Source organism: Cellulosimicrobium sp. So1_17, assembly GCF_055181235.1.
On sequence record NZ_CM143702.1, the window covers coordinates 1,661,019 to 1,672,599 of the forward strand.

General features: G+C 71.9%; 6 protein-coding genes. 3 read left to right on the forward strand and 3 right to left on the reverse strand.

The window, feature by feature from the left end:
* Positions 1-39: 39 nt before the first annotated feature.
* Positions 40-1,164 carry a multiple monosaccharide ABC transporter substrate-binding protein gene (chvE, locus tag ACZCLJ_RS07385; protein ID WP_251153122.1) on the reverse strand — a complete coding sequence of 375 codons (1,125 nt, stop codon included), beginning with the start codon at positions 1,162-1,164 and terminating at the stop codon, positions 40-42.
* A 259-nt stretch (positions 1,165-1,423) separates the two neighbouring features.
* Here chvE and ACZCLJ_RS07390 point away from each other — a divergent pair, with 259 nt between their 5' ends.
* Both ACZCLJ_RS07390 and ACZCLJ_RS07395 read left to right on the forward strand, forming a co-directional pair.
* Positions 1,424-2,638, forward strand: a complete 1,215-nt coding sequence (locus ACZCLJ_RS07390) for an ROK family transcriptional regulator (RefSeq protein WP_285821149.1) — start codon at positions 1,424-1,426, stop codon at positions 2,636-2,638.
* Entirely contained in the window at positions 2,635-3,426 is a 792-nt protein-coding gene (locus ACZCLJ_RS07395) for an ATP-binding cassette domain-containing protein (RefSeq protein WP_463105984.1), read from the forward strand. Before ACZCLJ_RS07390 ends, ACZCLJ_RS07395 begins: the two co-directional genes overlap by 4 nt.
* A 19-nt stretch (positions 3,427-3,445) precedes the next feature.
* Here the strand turns inward: ACZCLJ_RS07395 and ACZCLJ_RS07400 are convergent, their stop codons facing one another.
* Complete coding sequence (locus tag ACZCLJ_RS07400; protein WP_251153119.1) at positions 3,446-3,967, reverse strand: GNAT family N-acetyltransferase; 522 nt, start codon at positions 3,965-3,967, stop codon at positions 3,446-3,448.
* 120 nt (positions 3,968-4,087) lie between these two features.
* Here ACZCLJ_RS07400 and purU point away from each other — a divergent pair, with 120 nt between their 5' ends.
* Positions 4,088-4,966, forward strand: a complete 879-nt coding sequence (gene purU, locus ACZCLJ_RS07405; protein WP_463105985.1) for a formyltetrahydrofolate deformylase — start codon at positions 4,088-4,090, stop codon at positions 4,964-4,966.
* Positions 4,967-5,056: 90 nt separating this feature from the next.
* On the opposite strand, the gene pulA is transcribed toward purU, so the two are convergent.
* Positions 5,057-11,230: a pullulanase-type alpha-1,6-glucosidase gene (gene pulA / locus ACZCLJ_RS07410; RefSeq protein WP_463105986.1), complete on the reverse strand. Its 6,174-nt coding sequence runs from the start codon at positions 11,228-11,230 to the stop codon at positions 5,057-5,059.
* Positions 11,231-11,581 lie beyond the last annotated feature (351 nt).

An 11,581-nucleotide genomic window follows, 5' to 3' on the forward strand; every position in this document is an offset into this window, starting at 1 on the left:
GGCGGACCGGTCCGGGGTGCGCGCACCCCGGGCGCGGCCTCAGAGCCCGAGCTGCTCGGCGGTGTAGAAGCCGGACTCGACGAGCGCGCTCTCGACGGTGTCGGCCGTCACGACCTGCGGCTCGAGGAGGTACGACGGCACGACCTTGACGCCGTTGTCGTACGTCTCCGTGTCGTTGACCTCGACCTCGTCGCCCGCGACGATCTGCTCGACCATCGTCGCGACCTGGTCGCCGAGCGTCCGCGTGTCCTTCCACACGGTCATCGACTGCTTGCCGGCGAGCATGTTCATGACGTTCGCCTCGTCGGCGTCCTGGCCCGTGACGATGGGCCAGTCGGCCTCGGTGTACGAGGCGCCCTCGAGGGCCTGCTCGATCCCCAGGGCGAGCGAGTCGTTGGGCGACAGGACGACGTCGACCTTCTTGTCCGTGTAGAACGAGTTGAGCCGGTTCTCCATCTCGGACTGGGCCTTGGCCGACTCCCAGCCCTGGATGCCGATGGAGTCCCAGTCGTCGACCGTCGCCGGCGACTTGCCCGACGGGACGACGAGCTGGCCCGACTCGACGTACGGCGCGAGGACGTCCCACGCCCCCTTGAAGAAGAACTTGGCGTTGTTGTCGTCCGGCGACCCGGCGAACGGCTCGAGGTTGAACGGACCCGCACCGCCCTCGAGGTCGAGCTGCTCGACGATGAACTCGCCCTGCAGCGTCCCGACGAGCTCGTTGTCGAAGGTCGCGTAGTAGTCGACGTGCTCGGAGCCGTTGATGAGGCGGTCGTACGCGATGACCGGGACGTCGTTCTCGGCCGCCTGGTCCAGGACCGGGCCGAGCGCGGTGCCGTCGATCGACGCGATGACGAGCACGTCCGCGCCCTGGTTGATCATGTTCTGGAGCTGGGTGATCTGCTGGTCGACCTTGTTGTCGGCGTACTGGAGCGTCGTCTCGAAGCCGGCGTCCTGGAGGAGGCCCTCGAGGTGCTCGCCGTCGTTGTTCCAGCGCTCGAGGCTGCGCGTCGGCATCGCGATGCCGACGAGGGTGTCGCCGGAGTCGGCAGCCGTCTCGCCGTCACCGGAGTCGCTGGCGCGCTCGGAGCTGCACGCGGCGATGGAGCCGAGGAGGAGGGCTGTCCCCGCGATCGCGGCGACCTTTCTGCGCACGGACGTCATCGTCTTCCCTTTCGTCGTCGAAGGTCGCGCCTCCCGAACCGGGCAGCACGACGGGCCGTGGTCGAGCGCCGCCCGTCGTCGGGCGATCGCGCTCCCACGCGGCACGCCACGGAACGTAGCCCTGGCTGAGTTCGATGGTCAAGCGCTCCGGGTGCGTCGTAACCATTTTGTGTTCGAAGGTCGAACTCATGTTCTCGGCCGCGCCTTCACCGCCTGTCGCCGCCTCGGTGCGGACTTCGGACGGTGTAGCCTGCGGCCTGTGAACAGCGACCGGTCCACCCCCGGTTCGCAGACCTCCCTCCGAGAAGCGAACCGACACCGGATCGTGGATGCCGTCCGGCGCTACGGCGGGCTCACCCAGGTCGAGCTCGCCGAGGCGACCGGCCTCTCGACGGCGACCGTGTCGACGATCGTCAAGGAGCTCACCGGCGCCGGGGTCGTGGAGACCCACCCGGCGTCCCGGTCGGGGCGGCGCGCGCAGATGGTCACGCTCGCGCGACGGCTCGGAGTCGTCGGCGCGGTGCAGTTCGGGCAGCGCCACCTCACCGTGGCGCTCGGCGACCCGACGCGCGAGATCCTCGCCGAGCAGCGGATGCCGCTCCCCGTCGACCACCGCGTCGACACCGGCCTCGACCGGGCCGCACTCCTCGTCGTCGAGCTCCTGGAGCGCGTCGGCGCGGGCGTGGACGAGCTCCTCAGCGTCGGTGTCGCGCTCCCCGCCCCGGTCGACGAGGACACGGGCATGATCTCGGTGCCCGGCGTGCTGCGGGGCTGGGACGGGATCCACGTGGGTCAGGTGCTCGCCAAGCGCCTCGCCCGGCCGGTCGTCGTCGACAACGACGCCAACCTCGCCGCGCTCGCGGAGCACGAGCTCGGCGCGACCCGCAGCCACCGCGACTCGATCTTCGTCCGCGTCTCCCACGGCACCGGAGCGGGCATCGTCCTCGGCGGGCGCCTGCACCGCGGCTACGCGGGAACCGCGGGCGAGATCGGGCACGTCCAGGTCGACCCCACCGGCCCGATCTGCCGCTGCGGCAACCGCGGCTGCCTCGAGACCGTCGTCGGTTCCGCCGCCCTGCTCGCGCTCGTGCGCACGAGCCACGGCGAGCTGACGCTGCGCGACCTCGTGCAGGGGGCGCTCGACGGCGACCCCGGCTGCCGACGCGTCGTCGCCGACGCCGGCGACCGGGTGGGGTCGGTCGTCGCCGCCCTCGCGACGACGCTGAACCCGCGGGCGATCGTCGTCGGCGGGGAGCTCGCAGAGACCGGGGACGTGCTCCTCGCCCCGTTCCGCGAGTCGCTGCGTCGCCATCTGGTGCCCAACACCATCGCTCCCGTCGAGGTGCTCGCGTCCGAGCTCGGCCCCCGCGCCGAGATCCTCGGAGCCCTCGCCCTCGCGCTCGGCGCGACCGACATGGCCACCGACGGCCTCGCGGTCGCCCCCGTCCCGTCCATCGAAGGTGAACCGACGTGACCGCCACTCCCCGCATCCCCGCGCTCGCCCTGCACGGGATCGACAAGTCGTTCGGCGCCGTGCAGGCGCTCACCGGCGTCGAGCTCGAGATCCACCGCCACGAGGTCGTGGCGCTCGTCGGCGACAACGGCGCCGGCAAGTCGACGCTCGCCAAGATCGTGGCCGGGGTCCTGACCCCCGACGCCGGGATGATCGAGTCCGACGGCGTGCCCGTGACCATCCCCAGCCCGGTCGCCGCGCACGCGCTCGGCATCGCGACCGTCTTCCAGGACCTCGCGCTGTGCGACAACCTCGACGTCGTCTCGAACCTCTACCTGGGCCGCGAGCTGCGGCGGGGTCGTCATCTCGACGAGGCGACCATGGAGGAGACCGCGCGCCGCGTGCTCGCCGACCTCAACGCGCGCGTCCCCTCGGTCCGGGTCCCCGTCTCGACGCTCTCCGGCGGGCAGCGGCAGAGCGTCGCCATCGCGCGCACGCTGCTCGGCGAGCCCCGCGTCGTGGTGCTCGACGAGCCCACCGCCGCGCTCTCGGTCGCACAGTCGGCCGAGGTCCTCAGCCACATCCTGCGGCTGCGGGACATGGGGCACGCCGTGATCCTCATCAGCCACAACATGACCGACGTGCGTGCCGTCGCGGACCGCGTGGAGGTCCTGCGGCACGGGCGGAACAACGGGAGCTTCTCCGGGCAGGGCGCGAGCTACGAGGAGATCATCGCGGCCGTCACCGGCGCGACGACGGTCGCCGGCGCGACCCCGCCCCGACCCGCGCAGGGCACCGTCCGGCGCTGAGGCGACGTGGCGGTGCCCGTCAGGCGCCCTGCTGCTCCTGGGCGGCGTCGTCGCGCACCTCGGCCGCGCCGAGGATGCGGCGCAGGTAGGTGTACGTGAGGTCGCCCGCGGCCTTGTCGTACTGCTCCTCGTACCCGTGCTTCGTGTACATCGCGAGGTTCTGCTTCGAGTCCTTGCCGGTGAAGACCCAGATCTCCGTCGTCTGCTCGGGCAGGTACGGGAGCACCTCGAAGAGCATCTGCGTGCCGATGCCGCGGCCCTGCATGTCCGGGGCGACGGCGAGGCGCCCGAGCGTCGCCCGGCTCTCCTCGATCTCGACGCGGACCGACCCGACGAGGCGGTGGTCGAGCCATGCCCCGATCGTCACGACGTCCTCGCGCGCGAGGTCGTCGCGCAGCTCGTGCAGGGTCTGGGTCAGCGGCGGGATGTTCGGGTCGCCGTACAGCTGCGCCTCGGTGACGAACGCCGCCCGGCGCAGGGTCAGGAGCTCACCGGCCTCGGCGTCGGTGACGAGGCGGGTGGTGATCTGCGCGTCGTTCATGAGTTCATCGTGTCAGACGTGGGCGCTTCGCACGGCCCGTGTCCGGGTGATGTCCGCCCGCGAGGTCCACGGGGGCGACCACGGCGGCCTGCGCCCGACGGCGCGACTACCCTCTGGAAGGTGTCCACGACAGCACCTCGGCCCGCGACCACCGACCCCACGCACTGGGTCCTCACCCTCTCGTGCCCCGACGGTCCGGGGATCGTGCACGCCGTCGCCGGGGCGCTCGCCGGGCTCGGGGGCAACATCACCGAGTCGCAGCAGTTCGGCGACCCGCTGTCGGGGCTGTTCTTCATGCGCGTCCAGGTGGAGGCCGCGGTCCCGCGCGACGCCCTCACGGACGCGCTCGCCCCGGTGGTCGAGCGGTTCGGCATGGCGTGGGAGCTCGACGTCGTCGGCCGACGCGTCCGCACGCTCCTCATGGTGTCGAAGGCGCCGCACTGCCTCGTCGACCTGCTGTACCGCGAGCGGTCCCAGGCGATGCCGATCGAGGTCGTGGGCGTCGTCGGGAACCACACGGACCTGCAGGACATCGCGACGTTCTACGGCAAGCCGTTCCACCACGTGCCCGTGACGCGCGAGACCAAGACCGACGCGGAGTCGCGCCTGCGCGCGCTCGTGGCGGAGCTTGACGTCGAGCTCGTGGTGCTCGCGCGCTACATGCAGATCCTCTCCGACGACCTGTGCCGCGAGATGCCCGGCCGGATCATCAACATCCACCACTCGTTCCTGCCGAGCTTCAAGGGCGCGCGCCCCTACGCGCAGGCGCACGACCGCGGGGTCAAGCTCATCGGCGCCACCTCGCACTACGTCACGGGCGACCTCGACGAGGGGCCGATCATCGAGCAGGACGTCGCGCGCGTGGACCACTCGCGCCGCGTGGAGGACCTCGTCGCGATCGGCGAGGACGTCGAGCGGCAGACGCTCGCGCGCGCGGTGCGCTGGCACGCCGAGCACCGCGTGCTGCTCGACGGGCACCGCACCGTCGTCTTCCGCTGACCCCGCTCGCGCGAGAGCCCCGGCCGCGCGGGGGACGACGCCGGTCCAGGACCGGTGCCCTCCCCTGCGCGACCGGGGCTCTGCTCGCCGTCAGGAGCAGGAGAGCCCCTCGTACGGGACGTCGGACGTCGAGGTGACCTCCTCGCCGTCGACCGTGGCCGTCGTGGTGACCGTCGCCTCGCCCGCCTCGAGCGCCGTCGCGCGCGTGGCGAACGACTGGTACGCGTTCTTCCCCGGTGCGACGTCCGCGAAGGACTTCGCACCGAACGGCGTGCGGAGCGTGAGGTCCACCGGCACGGCACCGTCGTTCGTCGCGCGGACCGCGACGTACGCCTTCCCGGCGAGGCAGCGTCCCGTGGCCTCGACCGTGACGGGCAGACCGTCCCCCGTCTGCGGGTCGACGAGCACGGCGACCGTCCGGGCCGGCACGGTGACGGTCCCGGTCTCCGCGTCCCACGTCGTCTCCCGCACGACGGCGTCGCTCCCCTCCTGCTGGACGGGCGAGAGCACGTAGTCGCGGCCGGCGAGCGCCCCGACCGTGTACGTGGCCGGCTCGGGCGAGGCGTTGAACACGGCGAGCAGGCCGTCGAGCGCCGGGTCGACGTCGTCGCCCACGAGGTCGTCGACCGCCATGACGATCACGCCGGGCTCCTGGCCGGTGCCCGCGTCGGGGAACGTGACCTTCTCGCGGATCGCGTCGGCGTCGCCGAGACGGAACAGCTCGGTCGAGTGCCGCAGCCTCAGCACGTCCTGCGCCTGCGCCGAGGCGGTCGCGATGTCCTCCGGCGACGGCTTGAGCGCCGGGTCCGCGAGGAGCGGTGCCATGAGCGGCCACTTGTCCTCGTTGTCGGCCGCCATCGGCAGGCCCTTGCCGAACCCGTTGTCCTGGCCGGACCAGTCGATCGCGTTGAACCAGTCGCCCGAGTCGTAGCTGTTGCGGTCGAGCGACTTCGAGCGCAGCAGGTCCGTGCCGGCGTGCCAGAACGACGGCGTCTGCGACAGTGCCGCGGTCGCGAGCGAGACGGCGTTCATCCGGACGCGCTCGTCCATCGGCGTGTCCGCCGGCAGCTTGAGCGTGAGCAGGTCGAAGAGCGTCTCGTTGTCGTGCGCGTCGACGTACGTGACGACCTCCTCGGGCGAGTCGGCGTAGCCCGCCGGCGCACCGCGGTAGTCGATCTCGTCACCCCGCTGCTCCTCGCCCGTCGAGGTGACGAACGTGAAGTCGCGCAGGTTGCCGGCCAGGCCGAGGCGCACGAGGTCGGTCTGGTGACCGAGGTCGGCGTACTCGTCCTCGGAGCCGTCGTTGACCGTGCCGGGCTCTCCCGCCCGGGCAGGCTGCCCGTTGGGGTCGGTGGCGAGACCGGTGCCGAAGCCCTGCGTGAAGGTCGATGCTCCGTCGACGGGCGACCCGCCGTGCACCGCGTCGCGCAGGCGGTCGGAGAACGTCCCGATGCCGGTGCCACCGAGCTGGCCCTGCGTGGCCTGCTCGAACAGCGCGTTCCCCGCGACCTCGCCGAAGTCCCAGCCCTCGCCGTACAGGTAGACCGACTCGCCGTCGACGCCGTCCTCGGCGAGCGTCAGCCCGTCGAGGGCAGCACGGACGTCGAGCATGTTCTGCTTCGAGTGGTGGCCCATGAGGTCGAAGCGGAACCCGTCGACCTTGTAGTCGCGCGCCCACGTGACGACCGAGTCGACCATGAGCCTGCCGGCCATCGCGTGCTCCGTGGCGACGTTCTGGCAGCACGTGCTCGTCTCGACCGCACCCGAGGTCGGGTTGAGCCGGTGGTAGTAGCCCGGCACGACCTTGTCGAGCACGGACTTCTCGTCCTGACCGCTCGCCGCGGTGTGGTTGAACACCTGGTCGAGCACGACCTGGAGGCCCGCGTCGTGCAGTCCGCCGACCATGGTGCGGAACTCCGCGACGCGCGCACCGCCGTCGGCGTCCACCGCGTACGACCCCTCGGGGGCCGAGAAGTGCCACGGGTCGTAACCCCAGTTGAAGCCGTCCTGGCCCTGCACCGCCGCGACCGCGGCCTGCTGCTCGGACGAGTCGGGCGCGAAGCCGCTGAGGTCGCCCGTCGTGGCCTGGTCCGCGCGGTCCTCGGGGATCGAGGCGATGTCGAACGTCGGCAGCAGGTGCACCGTCGTGAGGCCCGCGTCCGCGAGCTCGCGCAGGTGCGTCATGCCGTCCGACTCCTCCTGGGCGAACGCGAGGTAGGTCCCGCGCTCCTCCGCCGGGACGGTCTCGTCCGCGATCGAGAAGTCGCGCACGTGCAGCTCGTAGATCGTCTGGTCCACGGGCCGCTCCACCACCGGGGCGGGCGTGCCCTCCCACAGGGACGGGCGGAACGCCGGATCGTCCAGGTCGACGGCCACCGAGTGCGTGGAGTCGAGCGTCAGGCCGACCGAGTACGGGTCGGTCACGACGTTGGTCTCGAACTCGCCGGTGCTCGGGACGTAGACCTGCACCTCGTAGAGGTAGCGGGCACCCTTCCAGCCGACGGCCGCGCCTCCTGGGCCATCATCGAGCTTCTTGGCCGCCTCCTTGCCGTCGAGCGTCCACGTGCCGTCGGACTGGCGCGTGGTCGCGAACCGCTCGGGCTCGTCGTCGAGCGAGGTCCCCGCGGGCCAGGCGAGGAGCGAGACGCCCTGCGCCGTCGGCGCCCAGAGCGCGAACGACGCCCACTTCCCGTTGGCGTGCCACGTGAGCCCGAGCTCGCGGTCGGCCGCGTCCTCGGCGAACAGGTCGTCGACCACGCCCGGGATCTGCACCCCGGTCGCCGCCGTGAGCGTCTCGCCGTCGGTGCGGGTCACGAGGAGCTGACCGCGGAGCGCCGCCTCGACGGCGTCTCGCGAGACCGGCTCGCCGTCCGCGTCCGTCACGCGCAGCGCGGTGTACGCCGCGAGCGCCGGGAAGTCGGCCGCCACGTCCTCGTGCAGGCCGCCCGCGTCGGCCTCGAGGGTGTACGACGTCGCGCCCTCCGGCGCGTCGACCGCGCCGTCCGCGACGGTCAGCCCGCCCTCGGGCGCGGTCCACAGGGTGTACGCGTCACCCGTGCCGAGGTCGCCCGGCCACGCGACGACGTCCTCGCGGACCCAGTGCGCGGCCTGCTGACCGGTGCCCGGCAGGGGCGGGTTCTCGACGCCGATCTCGAGCACGTGCGTCTCGAGGTCGTAGGTGAAGGTCACCGTCTCGCCGTCGCCGACGGAGAACTGGTAGTTCGCCCCGCCCGGGGCCCCGCCGACGCCGTAGTTCTCGGCCCAGCTCAGCCCGTGGGCGATCTTGCCCTCGTACGCGCCCGCGGCGAGGTCGTCCGTGGACCACGTGTACGTCCCGTCGCCCTCGGGGTCCTTGAGCCACGTCGCGAGGCAGTCGGGTGCCCACGTACCCGGGCAGCCGACCTGGTCCTGGAACGACCCCGCGAGCGTGACGATCGGCCCCTGGGCGGTGCTCGAGAAGTCCTTGCTCACCGGGTCCCAGTAGAACGTCACCGGTCCGCCCTCGGTCGTGTACGTCGCGTTGCCGCCGCCCGCCACGCCGCCGACCCCGTAGTTCACGGTCCACGACCCGTTGATCGCGACCTTGTACTCGTAGGTGCCCGCAGGGACGTCGAACGTGCCCGCGTACACGCCGTCGGGACGCTTCGTGAGCTGCGCGGCCTCGCAGCCCGGCGCCCAGTCGCCGGCGCAGCCCATCTCGGAGTTGTGGCTCCCGGGGACGGTCACGAGGTCGATCTCGGGCTCGGGCTCCTGGGAGACCGTCCCGCTCACGTCCACGCCGACGCTCGCGAACGTCGACGCGGCGGCACGGTCGCCGTCGGCGTCGGTCGTCACGGCGCGGTACTCGACGAGCGTGCCGTCGGGCAGGTCGGTCACGTCGTGGAAGACGCGCGGCGTCGTGTCCTCGGCCGTCCCGAGCGGTGTCCACTCCTGGGTTCCGACCTCACGCCACGCGAACGACGTCTCGGACCACGCGTCGGCGTCCACGGTCGCGCCGACCGGTGCCACGCCGCTCAGCGGGGCTCCCGCCGCCGGGACCGTCACGTCGATCTCGCCGGACGAGTCGGCGCCGACCTGGCGGTCGGCCACGAGCACGACGGCGGACGTCGCCGGGACGGTGAGCGTCACCGTGCCCTCGGCGTCCGCGGTGACGGGCTCGCCGTCGCCGTGCAGCACCTCGTACGAGGCGCCCGGCGTGAGGGTCGTGAACGTCGCCTCGCGCTCGTCCGACGCGTTGTTCAGCGCGACGAGGTGCTCGATCTTCTCCTCGCGGTCGACACGGCTGAAGGCGTAGACCCCCGCGCCGTTCGTGACGTGGCGCTCGACCTGGGCACCCGTCGCGAGCGCCGGGTGGCTCTCGCGCAGCGCGGCGAGCGACGCGATGTGCTCGTAGAGCGGCGCGTCTGTGCCGTAGCGGTCGACGCTGCCCGCCTGCTCGCCCGTGACGAGCGGCTGGTCGGCGTACTCGGCGACCTGGGTCGCGAAGAGGGTCTGGCGTGCGTCCTTGTCGCCGCCCGTGCCCGCGAAGCCCTGCTCGTCGCCGTAGTACACGACCGGCTGGCCGCGCGTGAGGTACATGAGCTCGTGCGCGAGCTCGTCACGCGCGAGCGGGTCGTCCGTCGACGCGAGCATGTACCCGACACGGCCCATGTCGTGGTTGCCGAGGAACGTCGGGAGCGCGCTCGCCGACGAGTCGGGCGTCGTGTACATGTCGTCGCTCGCGAACAGCGACGCGAGACCCTTGGCGCTGTTGCCGCTCGCGAAGCTCGTCGCCGCGGACTGGAACGTGAAGTCGAGGGTCGAGCTCATGTCGGTGCGCCGCACGTACGGCGACAGCTTCGCCGCGTCGGCGTCGTACACCTCGCCGAACATGAAGAAGTCGTCCTTGCCCTGCGCGTGCGCGTAGTCGAGGACCTCGGTGGTCCACGTCTCCCAGAACTCGAAGTTCACGTGCTTGACGGTGTCGATGCGGAATCCGTCGATACCGAGGTCGACCCAGTCCTGGTAGACGTCGACGAAGCCGTCGACGACCGTCGGGTGCTCGGTCATGAGGTCGTCCAGGCCGTCGAAGTCGCCGTACGTGACCGACTCCCCCGTCCACGTCGAGTTCCCGCGGTTGTGGTAGAGCGTCGGGTCGTTGAGCCACGACGGGACCTTGAGCTCCTCCTTGCCCGTGGGCACGAACGGCGTGTACGGGAACGACGTCGCCGGGTCGAGCTCCGGGAAGCCGTCGGTGCCCGCGTACGTCGCCGGGTCGAACACCGTCCCCGACGCGTCGCGATACGGCGACGTCGCCTGGTCGACGTACGAGTACTGCTTCTCCTCGTAGTCGACGACGTCGGCGGTGTGGTTGGTGATGATGTCGAAGTAGACCTTGATCCCGCGGTCGTGCGCCTCGTCGATGAGCGCCTCGAGCTCGGCGTTGGTGCCGAGGTGCGGGTCGATCTGCGTGAAGTCGGTGATCCAGTAGCCGTGGTACCCGGCCGACGCGTCGGCCCCGGTGCCCTGGACGGGCTGGTTCTTGAACGACGGCGTGAGCCAGATCGCCGTCGTGCCGAGCCCCTCGACGTAGTCCAGGTTCTGTCGCAGACCCGCGATGTCGCCGCCCTGGTAGAAGCCCTTGTCGGTGGGGTCGAACCCGGACGTCAGCGGGTCGTCGCCGAGTCCCGCGGTGTCGTTCGACGGGTCGCCGTTGGCGAACCGGTCGGTCATGACGAAGTAGAAGCGCTCGTCGGACCCGGGCTGGCGCACCGGCGGGACCACGAGCGCGGCGTCCTGCGCGTCGTCGTACTCCCCCGCGAGACCGAGGGGTGTGAGCGCGATGCGCTGGGTCGCGTCGTCGAACGTCACGCGCACGCGCGTGTCGCCCCCGAGCACGAGCGGGGCGTCGTCCTGGCCACCGTCGCGCCCGTAGGCCTCGTCCCAGGCGTCGTTCATGGCGACCTTGTACTGCCACGTACCGGCGGGGACGTCGAACTCGGCCGACCAGACGCCGGGCGTCTCGGTCGGGGTGAGCTCGGTCGCGGCGCACGCGGGATCCCAGTCGGCCGCGCAGCCGAGCTCGGACTGGAGGTCGCCCACGAGGGCGGCAGTGCGGTCGGCACCGGCCGCTGGAGCGGCCAGCGCGGCGACAGTGAGCCCGGCGAACGTCGAGGCGGCCAGCGCGAGTGCGGTGACCGACGCCGTCGCGCGGGACGCGCGAGACCGGGAGTGGTGGGATGACGCGGTCGACGACGCTGAGCGCCGACGCGGCGTGGAGGTCATGGAGGACTCCCTCGTCCGAAGAGATTCGTGCGGAAGCCACGCGAGGAGCACGGACGGACGACGGGACCAGCAGCGGACGACGTCGGCCGGGCCAGGCGCTTCTCAGCGTACGGCTGGCCCGACTGTACTGCTTGCAGAAAGTTGCAGCAAGAGTCTGCACGCCACCGACCGCAGCACGAGCGGAGGGTGGGGTGAGTCGTCGCGGGTCGTGGCGGGTCTGGCGAAGAGCCGCGGCCGCCCTGGAGCGGAGGGTGGGGCGAGTCGTCGCGGGTCGTGGCGGGTCTGGCGGGAGCCGCGAGGGACGAGCGGCGGATGGTAGACCCGCGACGACTCGCCCCACCCTCCGCGGAC